This window comes from Vibrio sp. 10N.261.55.F4 (assembly GCF_041470465.1).
GTDB lineage: Bacteria > Pseudomonadota > Gammaproteobacteria > Enterobacterales > Vibrionaceae > Vibrio > Vibrio crassostreae_C.
The window spans coordinates 24,743-44,052 of record NZ_JBFRMM010000021.1; the positions used below are offsets into that span (position 1 = coordinate 24,743).

15 protein-coding genes are annotated in these 19,310 nt (G+C 45.7%); 10 read left to right on the top strand and 5 right to left on the bottom strand.

Annotation, left to right across the window (positions count from 1 at the left end; genetic code table 11):
- Positions 1-55: 55 nt before the first annotated feature.
- Positions 56-994: a LysR family transcriptional regulator gene (locus tag AB4249_RS11570; protein ID WP_372103235.1), complete on the bottom strand. Its 939-nt coding sequence runs from the start codon at positions 992-994 to the stop codon at positions 56-58.
- Positions 995-1,087: 93 nt separating this feature from the next.
- On the opposite strand from AB4249_RS11570, the gene AB4249_RS11575 reads away from it, so the two are divergent.
- The 3 genes from AB4249_RS11575 to AB4249_RS11585 are packed head-to-tail and all read left to right on the top strand — an operon-like array spanning position 1,088 to position 5,128.
- A complete protein-coding gene (locus AB4249_RS11575; RefSeq protein WP_017064775.1) occupies positions 1,088-2,413 on the top strand; it encodes a cytosine permease in 1,326 nt (441 codons plus the stop codon).
- Positions 2,414-2,418: 5 nt separating this feature from the next.
- Positions 2,419-3,543 carry a DUF917 domain-containing protein gene (locus AB4249_RS11580; RefSeq protein ID WP_017064776.1) on the top strand — a complete coding sequence of 375 codons (1,125 nt, stop codon included), beginning with the start codon at positions 2,419-2,421 and terminating at the stop codon, positions 3,541-3,543.
- A 4-nt stretch (positions 3,544-3,547) separates the two neighbouring features.
- Positions 3,548-5,128: a hydantoinase/oxoprolinase N-terminal domain-containing protein gene (locus tag AB4249_RS11585; RefSeq protein ID WP_372103238.1), complete on the top strand. Its 1,581-nt coding sequence runs from the start codon at positions 3,548-3,550 to the stop codon at positions 5,126-5,128.
- Positions 5,129-5,263: 135 nt separating this feature from the next.
- On the opposite strand, the gene torS is transcribed toward AB4249_RS11585, so the two are convergent.
- Positions 5,264-8,269 (bottom strand): TMAO reductase system sensor histidine kinase/response regulator TorS, encoded by a 3,006-nt coding sequence (torS, locus tag AB4249_RS11590; protein ID WP_372100270.1) that lies wholly within the window; start codon positions 8,267-8,269, stop codon positions 5,264-5,266.
- A 92-nt stretch (positions 8,270-8,361) separates the two neighbouring features.
- Here torS and torT point away from each other — a divergent pair, with 92 nt between their 5' ends.
- Both torT and AB4249_RS11600 read left to right on the top strand, forming a co-directional pair.
- Complete coding sequence (torT, locus tag AB4249_RS11595) at positions 8,362-9,390, top strand: TMAO reductase system periplasmic protein TorT (RefSeq protein ID WP_029235253.1); 1,029 nt, start codon at positions 8,362-8,364, stop codon at positions 9,388-9,390.
- A 60-nt stretch (positions 9,391-9,450) separates the two neighbouring features.
- Entirely contained in the window at positions 9,451-9,906 is a 456-nt protein-coding gene (locus AB4249_RS11600; protein WP_017060888.1) for a methylglyoxal synthase, read from the top strand.
- A gap of 120 nt (positions 9,907-10,026) precedes the next feature.
- Here AB4249_RS11600 and AB4249_RS11605 read toward each other — a convergent pair whose 3' ends face one another.
- Positions 10,027-10,377, bottom strand: a complete 351-nt coding sequence (locus AB4249_RS11605; RefSeq protein ID WP_017067023.1) for a VOC family protein — start codon at positions 10,375-10,377, stop codon at positions 10,027-10,029.
- A gap of 87 nt (positions 10,378-10,464) precedes the next feature.
- The gene (helD, locus tag AB4249_RS11610; RefSeq protein WP_017067022.1) at positions 10,465-12,540 is read right to left on the bottom strand and encodes a DNA helicase IV; all 2,076 of its coding nucleotides are present in this window, start codon (positions 12,538-12,540) and stop codon (positions 10,465-10,467) included.
- Between the two features lie 177 nt (positions 12,541-12,717).
- Between helD and yccS the strand changes: the two genes are divergently transcribed.
- From yccS to AB4249_RS11635, 5 genes are all read left to right on the top strand, one after another.
- The gene (gene yccS / locus AB4249_RS11615) at positions 12,718-14,901 is read left to right on the top strand and encodes a YccS family putative transporter (protein ID WP_017067021.1); all 2,184 of its coding nucleotides are present in this window, start codon (positions 12,718-12,720) and stop codon (positions 14,899-14,901) included.
- Positions 14,902-15,233: 332 nt separating this feature from the next.
- Positions 15,234-15,419, top strand: a complete 186-nt coding sequence (locus AB4249_RS11620) for a hypothetical protein (RefSeq protein ID WP_017064780.1) — start codon at positions 15,234-15,236, stop codon at positions 15,417-15,419.
- Between the two features lie 121 nt (positions 15,420-15,540).
- Positions 15,541-15,861 carry a hypothetical protein gene (locus tag AB4249_RS11625; protein ID WP_102332914.1) on the top strand — a complete coding sequence of 107 codons (321 nt, stop codon included), beginning with the start codon at positions 15,541-15,543 and terminating at the stop codon, positions 15,859-15,861.
- A 161-nt stretch (positions 15,862-16,022) separates the two neighbouring features.
- Positions 16,023-17,285 carry a hydroxymethylglutaryl-CoA reductase gene (locus AB4249_RS11630; protein ID WP_372058274.1) on the top strand — a complete coding sequence of 421 codons (1,263 nt, stop codon included), beginning with the start codon at positions 16,023-16,025 and terminating at the stop codon, positions 17,283-17,285.
- 75 nt (positions 17,286-17,360) lie between these two features.
- Positions 17,361-18,272 (top strand): LysR family transcriptional regulator, encoded by a 912-nt coding sequence (locus tag AB4249_RS11635; protein WP_372103243.1) that lies wholly within the window; start codon positions 17,361-17,363, stop codon positions 18,270-18,272.
- 75 nt (positions 18,273-18,347) lie between these two features.
- Here AB4249_RS11635 and AB4249_RS11640 read toward each other — a convergent pair whose 3' ends face one another.
- Complete coding sequence (locus AB4249_RS11640) at positions 18,348-19,262, bottom strand: YjjW family glycine radical enzyme activase (protein ID WP_372103245.1); 915 nt, start codon at positions 19,260-19,262, stop codon at positions 18,348-18,350.
- Between the last annotated feature and the right edge of the window lie 48 nt (positions 19,263-19,310).

Below are 19,310 nucleotides of genomic sequence, written 5' to 3' on the forward strand. Positions count from 1 at the left end.
AGTATCGTAAATGCTATTGAGAAGCGAGAAGTGCTCTTAAGAAGCGAAAAGTGCTCTAGATTGAATCCGATGCTTCCGGTTGGTGTAGCTCATCAAAAAACGCACGCGCGGCGGGGGAAAGGGAATCTACAGGTTGCTTCAACACCACATAAAACTGACTCTTAAGGCTCCACTTCTCGGGCTGAAGCGGAATCAAGGCTTGGTCATAATGGCCACGGTCGATTAAATGAGACGGTAAAAAACTCAGGTGTGTGCCCGCCAAGGTTAAAATTACACCCGACTCGACATGCCAGCCATCAAAAGGCTTTACGGAATCGTACTGCTCAATATTCAGTAATCGGAACATCTCATCTTTGGCATAGCCGCCCATGTTGATACGACAGCCATTCAATGAGAAACCCCTGTCCATGATCTTCTCGGCCAGATCTTTGCGCGCATACAGATAACTGTGCTCTTCAAACAGTGGGTATTTATGTTGAAACGCTGATTTTTGATGTGACCCTAGAACCACTATCATCATATCAATCTGGTTCTTTGCTAGCTTCTCATTCAACTGGGTGAAATCGCCGACATCAACACTCACCTCTACACTGTTACTGCGTTGATAAAACGTCTCGATCGCTTTGGGAAGTGGGTTATAAGGCAAAGTGACGGTGTTATCCAAACATCCAATTCGCACATGCCCAGAGAGTTCCGTCTGTACACCTCGTAACTTATAAGCGAAGTCGGTTAAGGTCGATTTTAGTTGGTTCGCATATTTATACACTTGCTCACCTTCATGAGTCAGCTTAAAACCACGTCGACCACGTTGGCATAATGTTAATTCTAAGCTTTTTTCCAAGGCAATAAGCTGATTACTCAGCACTGGTTGACTAATCCCAGTGCTTGCGACCGCCTGATTGATGCCTCCTTGTTCAACAATTTCACAAAAAAGCTCTAATCTACGTAGGTCTCTTTTATCTAACTTATTGTTTGGATTCACTTTGCCACTCACATTTGTTTTTTGTTATGTTTACATCTGATTATATTCATTTATTAACAATAAATACATCAGTATGCTTTATTCACACTTATGGAATAACAATGCATGGATGGCACTATGGCGGCAGAAGCTTACGTGAATAAACCCGAAGCAACACACAGCCACAAAAAGATAGATGACTTCGAGTTGGAACCCGTTCCCGAGAAGGCCAAACGATCTTGGTGGGTCATCAGCCTTATTTGGTTGGCAATCGGCATCGACATTTCGGGACTGTTTCTCGGCTCGATTCTAAGCAGCGGTATTGGTTTTGAAGACGCACTGCTTGCCACGTTTATTGGTTCAGGCTTATTGGCGATCATCGCGATGCTGTGTGCCAACATTGGCTTTCAAGCTGGGGTGTCTACCCCGCTGGTGAGCAGCGCGGTATTTGGCCGTAACGGCGGTAAAATTCTTGGCTTCATCAACGGCATCTCATTAGTCGGCTGGTTCGCATTCCAGGCTGATTTCTTCGCTTTCATCATGGTCGATGCACTGGCGAAATACGACATCATAATTTCACACCTCACCGCTCTTATTGGCGGCAGTGTGTTAATGATGATGACGGCTATCTATGGCGTTCGTGCTTTAGGCAAACTCAGTACCTATTCTGTTCCATTGATGGTGACGTTGATTACCATCGGTTTGTTTATGGCTGCTGATTATCAAGGTGGCGCAGCGCCATCGATTGAAGATCCTTTGACGCTTGGCCAAGCCATCTCTTTTGTTATGTCTATCTGGATTCTAGCTGCGGTTGCTGCACCTGATATTGCTCGCTACGCCAAAACACGCCGTGATGCGATTTTAGGAGCGGGTATCGGTTTCCTCGTCGGCAACAGCGCCATCATTCTTATCGCATTGATCTTGACCAAAATGACCGGCACCGACGACCTAGTCGAAGTCTTCTTCACCCTAGGTTTAGGCATGGCGGCCATTATAGTACTGGTATTCGCACAATGGACCACCAACAGTAGCAACCTAACCTCTGGCGGCTTATGCATGTCGATGGTTCTACCTAAGATTCCGCGCCCTGTTCTGGTTGTGATCATGACCATCGTCGGCATTGGTATCGCTCAACTCGGCATGGTGAACAAGTTTACCGACTTCTTAATGCTACTCAGCGTAACCATTGCGCCTGCTGCGGGTGTCTACATCGTTCAATATTATGTTTTAGATTCGACAAAAATGAGCTTTGAGAACATCCAACAAGTTCCAGCTTGGATGTTTAAAGGCTTGGCTTCTTGGGCATTTGGTACTGCATTCAGCGCTTGTACTGCACCAGAGTTTTTCAACCTGTTTTCGTTCACCAGCATCTCGGCGTTAGACGGCATTCTTGCCGCTGGTGTGATTTACCTCGCCCTAATGAAGCTTTCTCCTTCAAGTGATAAGGAATAGTAGTTGTGATTATTACTGAACAAATGATTGATGATATCGCGCTGGGTGCGACGGTATTAGGTACTGGCGGCGGCGGTGACCCATACAGCGGTGCCTTGATGGCGAAAGTAGCCATTGCAACGGCAAAGCACCCTGTACGCATGATTCCTTTAGAAGACGTGCAAGACGATTGGATGACAGTGCCCTCTTCAATGATTGGCGCACCAACAGTCGCAGTAGAGAAACTCAATTCGAAAGATCAAATGTTGATTGCTTTCGAAGCGATGGAAAAAGCGCTCGGCACTGAAGTAGCGGCAACGTTTCCTATCGAAGTAGGCGGCTTCAATTCATTGATTCCAATTCTCGTTGCAGCACAAAAGAACATTCCTGTGATCGATTGTGATGCGATGGGACGTGCGTTCCCAGAAGCTCAGATGGTGACCTTCTTTCTTGATGGTCTCCCTTCGGCACCAAACACATTGGCCGATGAGCGTGGCAATGTCGTCACGCTTTATCCGATAGACGGAATTTGGTCTGAAAAGTTTGCGAGGCCAATTACCGAGCAGATGGGCGGCTCTGCAGCAATGTGCGATTACCCAATGAACGGTAAGAACCTAAAACGCAGCGCACTGCCTGCAACACTGACCCAAGCAATGAAGATTGGTGAAGCGATTAGACTGGCGAACGACAACAATAAAAGTGGCACACAGGCCGTATTAGACATTGTCGGCGGCCATACCATCATCAGTGGCAAGATTGTTGATATTCAACGTGAAACCGATGGTGGTTTTGCAACAGGTGGTGTCGTGATTGAAAAGCTGGCTCAGTTTGAAGATACCGGCGTCGATAACGTGTTTGTGCAGTTCCAAAACGAATTACTTCTCGCGCACAAAGGTACAAGCCGCGCAGACATGAGCCAAGATAACCTGCTGGCATCAACACCGGATCTTATTTCGATCTTGGATCATGAAACGGGTAAGCCAATCACAACCGAACAACTTCGTTACGGGCAGCGCATCGACCTTATCGCTTACCCTTGCGACCCCAAATGGCGCACTGACAAAGGTATTGAAGTCGCGGGCCCGGGTTACTTTGGCTACACCGTCGAGTATCAAACCATTGAACAACTAAAGTCTGCATTGAAGAGGTAGTCGCATGACAAACATTACGCTTGATTACTGCCGTTTGGGCATTGACGTAGGTGGCACCAATACCGACGGTGTGCTGCTCGACGCAGACTTAAATGTGATTGCCAAAGTAAAAACCGCAACCACACATGATGTTTCAACAGGGATCGACAACGCGATTTCTGCGCTATTAAACCAAGCAAACATTGATGGTCAGCAAGTGAAACACGCGATGCTTGGCACGACTCAATGCACCAACGCAATCGTTGAACGAAAAGGCTTAGACAGAGTCGGCATGATTCGCTTAGCGCTTCCCAGTGGTGATAGCGTCCCGCCCCTTTGTGGTTGGAGTGAAGCGTGGCAAAACCTGCTTGGTCAGCACTTCTACCAAGCACACGGCGGCTATGAATATGACGGCCAGTTGATTGCCGACATTCAAGAGTCTGAGATCCGCGAGCTTTGCCAGAAAATGAAAGGCCAAGTGGATTCCATTGCTATCTGCGGAGTGTTCTCTCCCGTCAACGGCGACCAGGAGCTTCAAGCAGCAGAATGGATTCAACAAGAACTTCCGGGCGTGAACCTATCGTTATCCCATAAAGTGGGCAGTTTAGGGCTTTTAGAGCGTGAGAACGCCACTATCCTCAATGCGGCTCTGCAAGGGACAGCAAAACGATTCGTTGACGGCTTTTGCAGTGCACTCATCAATCATGAAATCCACACCACGCCTTATTTCGGTCAGAACGACGGAACACTGATGTCACAGCAGTTCGCATTGATGTACCCGATTCTTACCGTGGCTTGTGGGCCAACAAACTCGATTCGTGGAGCGAGTCACTTAACTAAGTTAAAAGACGCGATTGTGGTCGATGTGGGCGGCACTACGTCTGATATCGGCGTACTGACTCACGGCTACCCAAGAGAATCGAGCTTAGCAGTAGAAATCGGTGAAGTGAGAACCAACTTCCGTATGCCTGATATTTTGGCGTTAGCCATTGGTGGTGGTACCAAGGTTCGCTTTGAACAGCAGCGTATAGAGCTAGGCCCAGAAAGTGTTGGCCATACCTTGACGCAAACGGCGCGTAGCTTTGGTGGTGATGAACTTACGCTCACCGATATTGCACTCAAAACAGGACAAATGCAGTGGCAGGCAGAACATCAACTGAGTGATGAGATTGGTGTTTCAGCCGAACAAGCAAGCAAGATTTATCAACAAATGGTCACGGATGTTGAAGAAGCCATCGATAAGATGAAGACCTCTGCGGCGAGTGTACCCGTAATCATGGTTGGTGGTGGTAGTGCCCTATTCCCAGATCATTTTGAAGGTGTGAGCCAAGTGGTTCGTCCTGAGCACTTTGAAGTGGCTAATGCGATTGGTGTTGCGTTGGGTGAAATATCAGGTCAATTCGATAAGATCGTACCGATTGACCCAGCATCACGTGAAGAGACCTTAAAGGGCTTGGAAGCACAATCAAAGCAACTGGCGATTGAAGCTGGCGCATGCAGCGATAATGTCGCGATCATTGAACGCAGCGAGATTCCATTAAGCTACCTACAAGGCAATATGGTTCACGTTAAGATCAAAGCTGCTGGACATATCAAGATGGCTTAGAGCCGTTCCTTGAAAGCCTTACTTAGATTCTTATTCGACAATAAAAAAGCAGGTCACTTCTTCATATTAAAACGGAGAAATAGCCTGCTTTTTGTTTTCTGTTCTTATTTTGGGGCTTTCCGCCCAATAGCCACTCTATAGTTGCTCTCGGAGCGCTGCTAACGAGTCTTTCACCAATTCAGGTAATGAGTCTGCATTATCGCGATATTGAAGTAATGGATCCTCGCTCGCTTCAATGCTCTGGCATAAAGCAAACAGTGCAGATAATCCTAGGCTGCCGGCAGACCCTTTCAGTTTATGAGCTAAAGACTTAATTTCACGAGCGTTGTCAGCGGCACTTGCCACAATCAGTTCATCGAGAGTGACTTGGCTGCTTTGGTCAAACAACCCAACAATCTGCACTATTTTTTCTCGACCGAGAATGGCCAAGTCGTCTTTGATAATCTTAGGGTTAATCATCTGCACAATCGGTTCTCCTTGATTATGTTCCGCGTCTTGGTTTGCTCGTTGTGTCGAGCTTGCAAATGCCAATGCTGATAAGTCTAGCTCGGTTTCCTGAGGTTTAGAGTTTAGCTGACAGCAAACAGCATCTGACGGATCCGGCTGAGGCAGCAACAGCGTGTGACCGTCCAACTGCTCAACAATCAATTCCGATAATGCTTCCTTCTCTAACGGCTTAGGTAAGAATCCATCAAAGCCAGACGACAAATAGCTTTCCACTTCTTCGTTAAACACATGAGCCGATACTGCGATCATTGGGGGTACTTTTCGAATTACGTCTTCTTCACTTTTATGCTGAAGCGCATCGTCTTTGAGTTGTTGAATTAACTCGACGCCATCGCAGTCGGGTAAGTTAATGTCCACCAGCGCAATATCGAACTCTTGCTCACTGAATATGGCTCTCGCTTCTTGTCCGGTTGTCGCAATCACAACCTCGTGCCCCAAGTTATGCAAGAAGCCTTCAGCAACGATGCAGTTTACGGGGTTATCTTCAATCAGAAATACTTTAGCTCGAATACACGCTTCAATGACCGGTACTTTCGTTTCTATCTTCTCACCGGCTTCAAGTGGCAGTGAGAACCAAAACTGGCTACCCTCGCCTTCTTCAGAATGAACGCCAATATCCCCGTTCATTGCCAACATGATGCTTTTACTGATCGCTAATCCAAGCCCTGTGCCGCCGGTTTTGTTGCGACCGCTATCGGTTTGGGTAAAGGCATCAAACAGACAAGCTTGTTCGCTAGCATCAATACCGACACCTGTATCTGACACTTCAAACATCACTCGATTTTCATCTTCGATATCTAAGCTGATAAAGATATCGACCGAGCCACTTTCCGTAAACTTAATCGCGTTACCGACCAAATTATTCAAGATTTGGCTGATTCGCGTTACGTCACCACGCCAATAGCGTTGCACATCACTTTCAATATGGAAATCAAAGTTCAGCTTCTTCTCAGCGGCACGCCCTTCCATCAATTGGTAGGTATCTTGAACCATCTGATGAAGATCAAACGAAGCAGTGCGGATTTCTAAATGCCCTGCTTCAATCTTTGAGTAATCCAACACGTCATTCAAAATCGCGAGTAGGTTCTTACCGCTGCGGTTAATGATGTCTGCATAGCCGGATTGCAGCGGGTCTAACCCGGTATCTTTGAGCAATCTTGCAGTACCTAATACACCGTTCATCGGCGTTCGTATTTCATGACTCATCGTCGCAAGGAAAGCGGATTTTGCGCGGCTTGCTTGTTCTGCGGCGTTACGAGCCTTAGCGTGGTTCCCTACCTCGATGTTCAGCTTCTCATTGGTCTTTTGCAGCTGGTAGGTTCGGTCTGTGACCAACTCTTCTAAGTGTTCTTTGTGCTCTTCAAGTTCGCGTTTCGCCTTTGCTTCACCCACCGCAACCACTTGTAGCGCCTGCGCGGTGTTTCTGGCAGTGATGATCGCCTCGCCCATATGAGCCAGCTCATCATTCCCCTTTACCGAGATATCAATATTCAGGCGACCTTGTGCGATAGACATCAAGGCCGATGAGTATTCAGTAAGACGTTTAACAACCGAGATATACACCACTCGCCACACGATAAATGCAACGATAACCAAACCAATAACCGAAATCACAGACAGTGACCATTGAGCCAAATTCAACGTGCTGGTCAGCTCATCAACCGCTTTTTTGGTACTGCGGTTTGAATCATCAACCAGTTGGTTAACCGTTGTATTCAACTGAGAGAACAGCTCCAACGTATTTTGCATCAGAAACTCTGACTTTTTGGTGTTCTCATATTGTTCTAATGAAATATCGAACACGACTTGGCGTTTTCTGAGCTCTTCTAGAAGCTGAGACATCTGCGCTGAACGAGTAGGATCTTCGACCGCTTTAACGCGGCGCGCCATGATTCTTAGGTTGGATTCAAATTCTGATTGGATTTGATGAATACGCTCTACGTTGGTAACGGTTTGCGTTTCTTCAATTTGGTTAAGCATTTTGAACGCCAGCAAATGCAATTCGTGTAGGCGCTCAGACAAATCAAGGTCAACCTCTACAAGCGCATCTAAGGCTTGGTAGGCTTTATCCGTTTCTTTGGTTTCTAGCAGGTCATAGATATGCGTGACGTTAGCAACCGCAATGGTAGCCGTGTTCAAAACTTGGGTTCGCGTCAACTGCTCTAGCTCTTCGGCCAATAGGCGCATCTCTTCGACACGAGACGACAACTCTTTGCTTAACCAAAGCTTACGCTCAACCGACACACCCAACTCAGCCAGTGTGTTAATAACGCTTTGAACATTGTTTTCGAGTTTATTGAGGAGCTGAGAATCGAAACTGTCGACACCAAGCTCTTTGATATGTTGAAGAAGCGACTCAAGTTGGTCAAACAGTACGGTGCCAGCCTCTTTTCTTTCAGCTTCGTTTCTCGCATTAGAAAGTGTTTGTACTGACGAAATAATACGGTTACTCAACTCAGAAACCTGGCGAGCTTCGATCATGGCAGGAAGCGCCGAATCAACGACGTTTCTTTCCGTTTTTGCTACAAAGCTAAAACCAGAAACACCGATCAATGCAGACAATAGAACCAACAGTGCCATCACTAAGAATGAGGCCAGCAGCTTGCGTCCAATACTCGCTGAAGCTAACAACATAAACTCTAAACCTTAAAACGTTCTTCTTTACCCATGCAGAATACGCTATATTTTGCAGTGTTTCTTATCTAAAACCAATAAAACGGCAATTCATGCTATCTAGACCTTTCGCTTCAATAATTCTTCTCTCACTACTGGCCTCAGTGACTACTGTCGCAGGTGCTAGTGAGCCTTTGAGCCCAATAAAACCCGCCAATGCCACATCACAAAAAGAGAAAATCTGTGCCATTTATCCGCACCTCAAAGACTCATACTGGTTGTCTGTGAACTATGGAATGATCTCTGAAGCAGAAAAGCAGCAAGTTGAGCTAAGAGTATTGGAAGCTGGCGGTTACCCCAACGTGGCCAAACAAGCCTCGCAACTGGTGCTTTGCACGCAATGGGGAGCCGATGCCATTATTTTAGGTACGGTTTCACCCGATGCGTATCATGACAATCTCAGCGATTGGGTTGGCTCGACGCCTGTGTTTGCTACGGTAAATGAGTTAACCGTCAATGAAGAACAACAGAAGGTATTAAAAGGTACGGTCGGTGTCGATTGGTACCAAATGGGATACCAAGTCGGAGATTTTTTGTCGAAACGACACCCGAAAGGATCAGGCGAAACACCTATCGCCCTGTTACTTGGCCCGCAAGCTAGTGGCGGCACTAAGCCTGTAGCACTGGGGTTTTATGATGCGATCAAGTCGAGTGATATCAAAATTGCGATCAGCTATTGGGCAGATAACGATAAAGAATTGCAAAGAAACCTAGTACAACAGGTGATCGAAGAACCTGATATCCAATATATAGTCGGAAGTGCCGTCGCGATTGAAGCAGCGATCAGTGAACTACGCGCGGCCGATAAAACCGAAGAGATTGGGTTAATTTCAAGTTACTTAAGTCACGGAACCTACCGTGGTTTACTTCGTAACAAGGTACTTTTTGCGCCAACAGATAAAATGGTTGAGCAAGGTCGCTTGTCGGTAAAACAAGCCACGAGTTACTTACGCGGTCAACCTTACGAGCAACACAGCGCACCGATTATCGAAGCGCTGACACCTGCAACTCTCAAAGATCAAATTATCGCCGACTCATTGTCACCTTCTGAGTTTCGTCCGGTATTCAGTGTGAATCCTTAGTGCTATATTGGCTGAAGAACTCAAAACAATAAAAACGAAACAACAATTTAGGGAACATTCATGCAAAAAACGACGCGCACTATGCCAACACACAAGCATATCGCTTTGGTCGCTCATGACCACTTCAAACCTGAGCTACTAAGATGGGTCAAAGAGAACAAAGAAAAACTACAAAAGCACTTCCTTTACGCAACGGGCACGACTGGTTCTTTACTAAGTAAAGAGACAGACTTAGCAATCAAGAGCATGATCAGCGGCCCTATGGGCGGTGACCAACAACTTGGCGCGCTTATCTCTGAAGGCAAGATCGATATGCTGATTTTCTTCTGGGATCCACTTAATGCTGTACCACATGACCCAGACGTAAAAGCACTGCTTCGTATCGCAAGTGTTTGGAACATTCCTGTGGCCACTAACCGCGCTACCGCTAATTTCTTGTTTAACTCTTCACTGCTTGAAGAAGAAGTAATCATCGAGATCCCAGACTACGAAGCGTACCTAGCTGAGCGCACGTAATCGCACGTTAAATGTGCTCTCTACTGAACAGACTAAAAAGCCTGCATTTTATCGCAGGCTTTTTTATGTCTCGTTTTCAGACATTAAACAGTTCAATCATAAAACAGTGCGAGAGTCTCTCTATTTATCGCTCCACACTGCCATCTCGTTGCCACTTGGCTCTCTGAAATGGAAACGTCTGCCGCCGGGAAAGCTAAAGATCTCACGGTTTATCTGACCACCAGTATCAATTACATCGCGCTCGGTTTGCTCAAGATCTTGGCTATAAAAAACCATCAGCGCCGCGCCATTATCCGTATTCGACGCCAGATCCGCCAAATAGAAGCCGCCCATTAAGCCTTTGCCTTCAAACGCAGAATACTCAGGGCCATAGTCTTCAAAGCTCCAACCAAACACTTGACTGAAAAATGCCTTAGTTGCGGCGATGTCTTTCGCAGCAAATTCAATGTAGTTAATAGAGCCGTGTTCCATAGCAAATTCCTTATGCTTTATGCGTCTGCCTTGTGATATTAGGGCAGGGATTGAAGATCTAATCTTAGACAATCAAGTCAAGTAACATCACTTTTTACGAACAACTGGGTAATCAGAACCATGCAGCTCCTGCACAAAGCCAGAGCCGTCGCCACTGTGCGTGATCCATACTTTCTCTTTTGCCCGCGTCATTGCTACATAGAATAAACGACGCTCTTCAGCATAAGGGAACGCGTCTGATGATTCAGTCAATGCGCCATCAATATGCAGCTGTTTCTTCTTGGTCGGGAACTGTCCTTCGTCAACACAAAGAATAATGACAAAGTCCGCCTCTTTACCTTTACTGCCGTGGCAAGTCATGAACTTGATATCAATGGAAGTGAAGATCTTCTTCCAGTCTTCCAACAACTCTGGCTTGTGGTAATGATTACGTCCAAGTAGCAGCACCGATTTATTGGTTTTGCCTTTGGATTGACGGTTCAGTTGATCAAGAATCTTCTCAACTTCTTTACTTGGCGCACTGTACACCGCCTTCTGCTTCTGTTGCTTGAAGCTGTTCAGTTCTTTCGGAATCTGAATTGGGTTTTCTTGTACAAAGCGATTAGCCACCGCACCTAACTGATTGTTAAAGCGGTAAGTCGTATCTAGGTGATGAATGGTCGAACTTTCAAAACGATCCTTAAAGCCCGTGGTCAAATCCACATCCGCACCTGCAAACTGGTAAATCGACTGCCAGTCATCGCCTACTGCAAAAATAGAGGCTTGATGCTCGGCTTTAGACTGATTACACAGTGCTTCAACCAAGGCAAGACGATCAGGTGAGATATCTTGGTATTCATCGATCATGATGAACTTCCAAGGTGAGATAAACTTGCCCTTCTCGACATACTGAGTCGCTCGGCTGATCATGATTGAGAAGTCGATATGATTCTGTTCTTTCAGCTCCTTTTGCCACGCGGTTACACATGGCCAACACAGTGAAAGCTCGCTGTTGAGGCGCGCATAGTCTCGATGATCAATCAGCTGTTGCTGTACTTCTTTTTTGGTTAAACCCGACGCATTCAACTGTTCAAGCTGCTTTTCAAGCCAACCGATCAATTTGAGGTTTGAAACGTGGCTACCAAGCTCATCGTCACCGGTTAAATAAGCGATTGGCCATTTAGACAAATGCTTTTGCCAACGTTTAAAGTTGGTCGGTGTCATCCAGTGCTTCTTCAACCAATCAATGCACCATGCTTGGCGTTGGTTGTCATCGAGCGCTAAAGGAGAAATAACCACACGTTCGGGTTCAACTTGATTCAGTATCTTTAAACCCAACTGGTGGAAAGTGCTGACTTGCACCTTCTCTGCTGATAAACCAATTTTGCTGTCGAGACGTTGCTTCATCTCTTCTGCCGCTTCACGACCAAAAGCGAGCAATAGCAACTCTTCAGCTTGAGCTTGATGGCTTTGCAGTAAATACGCGACGCGAGCCGTTAGAACACTGGTTTTACCCGAGCCTGCACCCGCTAAAATAAGGTTGTGATCATCATTCATCAACACCGCATATTGCTGCGATAAGTTCAGTGGTGACGACTCACATTGCGCAAACAACACTTCCCAGTTTTTTCGCTCGGTCTCTAGCCATTGCTGGTTTCTTTCAGCTTGCTTGATTTCCGTTTCAGATAACCATGGCTGCATTCTTGCGATGCGGTTTGGCATGCGTTGTGCGGCCTCTTCTAGCGTCATTGTCATACTCTCTAAGCCTGAGTTGACCATATCAACCCAAGTGTTGACCTTAGAATGCGGTAGAAAGGCTGGTAATTGCTCAAGACGTGTTAATTCAGCTTCCCACTGAGGTACGTGTTCAGCCAATTGTTCACATTGAGTGTCGTGCCACTTCTGATAAGCACTAACTGACGCGCGTGCAAATTGACGGCATTGATCCCAAGGTAAGCCTTGTACTAACCAACTGCGCTGTGTTCCATCTTGTTGATTAGCAAAAAATTGTAGCGATCCCCAGAACAATCCGCGCTTTATCGCGATCTTGCCACTCCAAATAGTAAATGGGATACGCTCTTCACTGCCTACTGAAGATAACAGCAAGCGTGGACCATCAAGTTCAACCTGATGATATTCATTTTGAATAAAAAACTGTGCAGTCTTGTTAGCGCTTAGCTGCATTGGAGTGTGCTCTTAATTGGGAATATTGAATTTATATCATGATGCAATGAGAATTAATAATATCTCATATCTTATCGACGCTTTCATGACCACCTACGGGCAATTATGGATAAGTATCAAATTCTTGTGCTTGATTTCTGTTAGGATTATGGTTTTTAGTGTGTCAAGTGAGCGACTGTGGACTTTTCAGCCAAATTACGCCTCTATTGGGCGAATAAAACCATAAATTACAGCGTATTAATTCTCATCACTCTACTCGGCGTGGTGGTGCCTGCTTGGTATTATGGACAAAACACACTGATCACGCCTTTGATCTTAGGCGTTATTGCTGCGGCTCTTGCGGAAAGTGATGACAGCTTTACCGGGCGCTTGAAAGCACTCACGCTGACCTTTATCTGTTTCGCCGTTGCGGCTTTCTCTATTGAGCTTCTCTTCGATACGCCTTGGCTGTTCGCGATAGGGCTTTTTGTTTCAACCTTCTCTTTTATCATTCTCGGGGCAATTGGCCCTAAATACGCGAGTATCGCATTTGGCTCTCTCTTAGTTGCCATCTATACCATGCTTGGTGCACACGAGAGCACCAACCTTTGGTTTCAACCGCTTCTACTGTTAACTGGCGCCGCTTGGTACTACTTCATGTCGATGATTTGGCAGATAGTGTGGCCAATGCAACCTGTGCAGCAAAACCTAGCCACGGTATTCGATCAAATCGGTAATTACATCGATTCAAAAGCGGAACTCTTCTACCCCGTTTCAGACTTGATTCCCCAGCCACACCGAATCATTGAAGCCAAACTCAACGCGAGTACCGTTAACGCACTCAACATGTGTAAGGCGACGCTACTTAACCGCTCTAAGCGCGGACACATTGACGGCCCTAGTGACCGATTTCTTAACACCTACTTTATCGCACAAGATATTCATGAACGCGTAAGCTCAAGCCATTATCGTTATCAAGAGCTAGCAAAACACTTTGAACGCTCTGACGTGTTGTTTCGATTTAAGTATCTACTGGAAGCGCAGGCAACAGCTTGTAAAGAAGTAGCGAGCTCATTGAAAGTTGGCGCTGAATACCAGCATGGTGACAAGTCTGTATTAGCACTTGATGAGCTGATGTCTTCGCTCAATCATCTGCACCAACAGAATAATCCTAAATGGAAATCACTGCTGAACCAGTTGGATTACTTATTCAATAACCTAGCAACCGTTGAAAAACAGCTCTCGAATATCAGCAACCCAGATGCAGAGAAGATTGAAGAAGGTGTATTGGACGATACCAACCCTCATACTTTGACGGCAATGTGGCACAAGATCAAAGCTAACTTGCACACCGATTCTATGCTATTCCGCCACGCGATTCGCATGGCGATCACTTTGACGCTGGGCTACGGGATTATCCAGGGTTTTGATATCGAACGAGGTTATTGGATTCTACTGACGACACTGTTTGTGTGTCAGCCAAACTACAGTGCAACCCGTCAAAAACTGACGGCGCGTGTCATTGGCACGGTCGCAGGCTTATTGATCGGAGTACCGTTACTGACTTTCTTCCCGTCGCAAGAGAGCCAATTAGTGTTCATTGTGATCAGTGGCGTGATGTTCTTTGCGTTTCGAATCAATAACTACGGGTTTGCGACCGGCTTTATCACACTGCTTGTGCTCTTCTGCTTTAACCAATTAGGTGAAGGCTACGCGGTAGTATTGCCAAGGTTAGCGGATACCTTTATTGGTTGTGCTCTCGCCGTGCTTGCTGTCATTTATGTGTTACCTGATTGGCAGTCGAAGCGACTGCACAAAGTGATGGCGAATGCGCTCGATTCCAATAAGAACTATCTCGCTCAGATCATCGGCCAATACCGTGTCGGTAAGAAAGATAGCCTAAACTATCGTATCGCTCGTCGTAGCGCTCATAATAATGACGCAAACCTGACTGCCGCCATCAGTAGCATGTTGGTTGAACCGGGTAAGTACCGTACCTCTGAAGATGAGAGCTTCCGATTCTTAACACTCAATCATGCTCTGCTTAGCTATATCTCGGCTCTGGGTGCTCACAGAACGCGTATTGATGATGAAGCGACACACAAACTGGTGCTAGATGCGCACAGAGTAATCCACCAGCATCTCGACGCTCTAAATGATCAGCTCTATTCTCATAAAGAGCATTGTGAAGTGAAAAACGCTTATGACCCGGAGCTGGATAAACGTTTGAGTGAATGGCGAGAAGAAGATGAGAATTCTGTCAAAATGGTTCTACAACAGCTCCATTTGATCTATCGCATGCTTCCAGAACTGCATACCTTAGCGACCAAGTTTGCAGTTAAGGTTAAGATCGACAAGTCGTTTGAAACAGAAGCTTCTTGAGCAACAAACAAAATACCGTAAAAACAAAAAGATAACGCCAATTGCTTATCTTTTGATCATCACAAATATTTATACATTGCTTTACCCATACCCCTAATTGGGTAGAGAAATTACTTACCTACCCTTGTGCCACAAGGGTTGAAGGCGTTTTTACATTGTAGGAATTTTCTGACTTTGATTGACCAAGCCTTAACTTTTCCTAACATTTCTCGGACAAAAAACGACCATAGGAATTTATAGTTGTCTTAGTTTCAAGAAACTTCAAACATCATTTAAAATTCACTTAATCTTGTTTGATTTCCTGAATCAGTAGGCTATGCTCTAAAGAGCATATGAATTTGAACAAAGGTCACACTATGAATACACAGCAATTTGAAGCATTTAAGCAGCAAATACAGCTTCTTAGCCCACAACAATTAAAAGCACTTCAGGGTGAGATCGACGGCAACCTCGAAACAGAGAAGCCTTCTTTGCTTACTGATGAAGAGTTAAACGCGCTAAATGACCTGTTCAGTTAATAGACAGACATCACTATTTTAGCTTAAGTTCACATTTTTACCGTAAATTTCATCTGTTCATCATTGCGCTCAAAATATCGTCCGCCTAGACTCATTCCATACGTCAATAAAAGGTTCTGATATGTCGATATCTGGTATTCAATCTGGTTACGCCATTATTCAGCAATCCACCAACATGGCTGAAGAAGCCGCAATCGAGCTCAACCAAGCCTCCAAACACGCTCTAGAATCCGACGACACTTTCGAAGCTAGCGATCTCAGCTTTAATCAAATAGAGCCTGAACAAGCCATTTCCTTTAAAGACAAAGAACCTGAACCTGCTTCATCTTCAACCGATTCCTTGATTAAACTGACACAAAGCGCAAGTTATAACCGCGTTGGTGCAAGTGTGGTTGATCGTCAAAACGAAGTCATCGGTAGCCTTCTCGACATTCATATCTAAATTTCGCTCAAATACAGCCTATATTTCGCGAAACTTCGCTGCTTTTTGCTTCAACAACCACACAAACTGTAACTCATTATATCAGGCGCTTGTTTCTGGTTTATTACTCGGTAGAATCAGCGCAAACCAATTTGCTGCACAAACTTTACTTCATACTATTTATGCCAAAACTAAATCTGCATCGCCGTGACTATGTTTCTATTTTAGGAGGCGACATCTCCGCAGACGAATTAGAAAAAAAGCTTCAGCCTCATTTTGAAAAGCCAGTAAATAAGCTGACACCTAGCCCCTACCTGACAGAAAAGAATCTCACACGTCGCTGGACAGCGCTCGATAATGCAGATTCACAGCAAGAACTGCTCGACCCTCATACACAAAGTCAGTTCCAAGCTTATGAGAAAAACATTGAGCACTTTATTGGCACCGTTAAAGTCCCTGTGGGAATATCTGGCCCTTTAAGAGTCAATGGCCTATTTGCTACGGGCGATTACCTCGTACCACTCGCGACCACAGAAGCTGCGCTTGTCGCGTCTTATAACCGTGGTTCTAAGCTGATTACGGCTTGTGGTGGCGCAAGTGCTATGTTGCTCAATGAAGGCGTAACACGTACTCCTGGCTTTGCATTTCAAGGATTAGTTGAAGCCGGACAGTTTGTGGCTTGGGCTGTGACTCAGTATGACCAGTTCAAGATCTTGGCAGAATCAACAACATCACACGGCAAGCTGACCGACATTAATATCAACATCGAAGGTAACCATGTTTACTTGGTGTTCGAATTTCTAACCGGAGACGCTTCTGGTCAGAATATGGTGACCATCGCAACCAATGCCGTGTTTGAGTACATCATCGAAAATACGCCAGTTAAGCCTGACCACGCTTTCCTTGATGGCAACTTGTCAGGCGATAAGAAAGCCAATACCCAAACCTTGCGCAGCGTTCGTGGCAAAAAGGTAACTGCTGAGGTTAATATCCCTGCAGAGCTTGTCGCGAAGTACCTACACACGACACCAGAGAAGATGGTCCAGTTTGGCCAAATGACCACAGTCGGTGGCGCTTTGAGTGGTACTATCGGTATCAATGCCCATTATGCGAATGCGTTGGCGGCACTCTATATCGCTTGTGGCCAAGACGCGGCCTGTGTCGCAGAGTCAGCGATTGGTATGACGCGTATGGAACTCAACAAAGAAGGCGGTTTATACGCGAGCGTCACACTGCCTAACTTAATGGTTGGGACTGTCGGCGGTGGTACCGGCTTGCCAAGTCAAAAAGCCTGTTTAGATTTACTTGGGCTGCATGGTAACGGTAAATCACAAGCACTCGCTGAAGTTTGTGCTGTACTGTGTTTAGCGGGTGAACTATCGATTGTGGGCGCATTTTGCGCAGGCCACTTTTCAAGAGCGCACCATAAGCTAGCTCGTAAATAACCTTTATCCAATTTGGCTTGTTCGGTTTTGTCGTTCATGCAAAATCACAAGCCAACCTGAATGCGTGAGTCATAAATGGATTACTTACACTTATCTAGGGTGAGCCTTAAGCACCTCACTGCGCTGCATATTATGCTGAACACTCACAGCGTCACTCAGACCTCAGAGCAACTCTGTGTCAGCCCTTCGAGTGTAAGCAAAACCCTGTCTCAGTTGCGTGACATCCTGAATGATGAGCTTTTCTATCGAGATGGTACCAAGCTTATCCCGACTCCCTTTGCTCTGAAGATAGCGCCCACTGTTCACGCAATTCTTTCAAGCATGAATGGACTGCTTCATCAAAAGAGTTTTACCCCTCAAGAGTACCAAGGCAGTTTTTCACTTTCGATGCGTGAAAGTACTTTCGAAGTATTTGCCTCAAAGATAAGTAAAATTACCACTGAGCTCGCGCCAAGCGCGAAGCTCAACATCTATTCGAAACAACAGCTCGGCTTCGATGCTTTACTCAGTGGCAAGGTCAATTTGATCTTGTTGCCTCATGATATATCTCAGCCGCCGACCGATAACAAAGAGCTGGTTTGGGAAACAATTCTTCCAGACGAAATGGTTTGTTTGATGGGCGCAGATCACCCTCTTGCTCAACAAGAACTGACAATTGAAGGCTACTTAGATTACAAGCACATTGGGATTTTAGATAACGAACTGTCTCAGCCTTACTTTGAGCAAAACTTAGTTCAATGTCATAAGCCAAGAGAGATGGCGATATCGGTCGCGGACTTCGGCGCTGCGGCTGTGTTGTGTCACCACACGCCTTTCCTGTTCACTTGCTCTAAACAGTGGGCTGAGCGTGCTAAGCAAGCTCAGGGCTTAGTGAGCAAGCCCTTGCCTTTTGATTACGGTAAGGTGGCGTATAGCTTAGTGTGGAACAAGCCCAACATGAATGATCAAGCGATCAAGTGGTTGTGTGACCTGTTTTTAGAAGCTTAATATTTTTAGAGACTTAGTATCTTTAGAAAGTTAACGTTCTTAGAAGCCTGATTGACTGCCTAAGAAATCTAAAGACTAGGTATAAACCTCAGGAGTTTGCATCGGTCTTTGAACTATGGTGTAGAGCTTATCGTGAAAGCTCTGCATCTGTTTTTCGGTGCATTTCGGCCAATCTAACGCGTCGCCAATGACACCATGATGCTGAAACGCATTGAGTCGAATTCGAACATCACTTGGTAGAGTCTTCAAGTAACGCCCCACTTGTTCAATTTCGTCCTCAAGATCGCTTTTATTTGGGATATGTAGCAACCTAACTTCGTGCAGTTTTCCTTTATCTGCTAAGTAGTTAATGGTTTCAAACACCCTATGATTACCTCTACCCACTAACCATTGATGTGTTTCCGATTGCCATGATTTTAGGTCAATCATCGCGCCATCAAGATAAGGCAACACCTTGTCCCACCCTTGAAGTGACAGCGAACCATTACTATCAATAAAACACGTGAGATGCGCTAACTGTGGATCACGTTTAATCGCTTGAAACAGCTCTATGATAAACGGCAACTGCATGGTCGCTTCACCGCCAGAAACGGTAATGCCACTCAAGAAAAACTGATTATGCCTGACAAGCTCCAGAACCTCTGAGACCGTCATTGTGGTAATTTTCGGGCTCGACTTATGGTCGCAGATATCGACGCACTGATCGCAGTTGGTACACGCGACCGGATCCCACTTCACCTTACCATCTACAGAGCTTAATGCGCCGCTTGGACACCCACTTATGCAGTCTCCACAATGGTTACAGTGATTAATAGTGTGTGGGTTATGGCAGGTTATACAATCGAAATTGCACCCTTGTAGAAACAGCACTAGGCGATTTCCCGGTCCATCAACACAAGAAAAGGTCAGCACACGGCTGACCTTCGCTTGTTTTTCTGTCTTATTATTTTTAACCCTAGCCATTTGAGTTGTTAGATCAGAAATTTTCATAATTCACATTGTTCGTATTCGAAACGCACCATACACATAACGCACGCA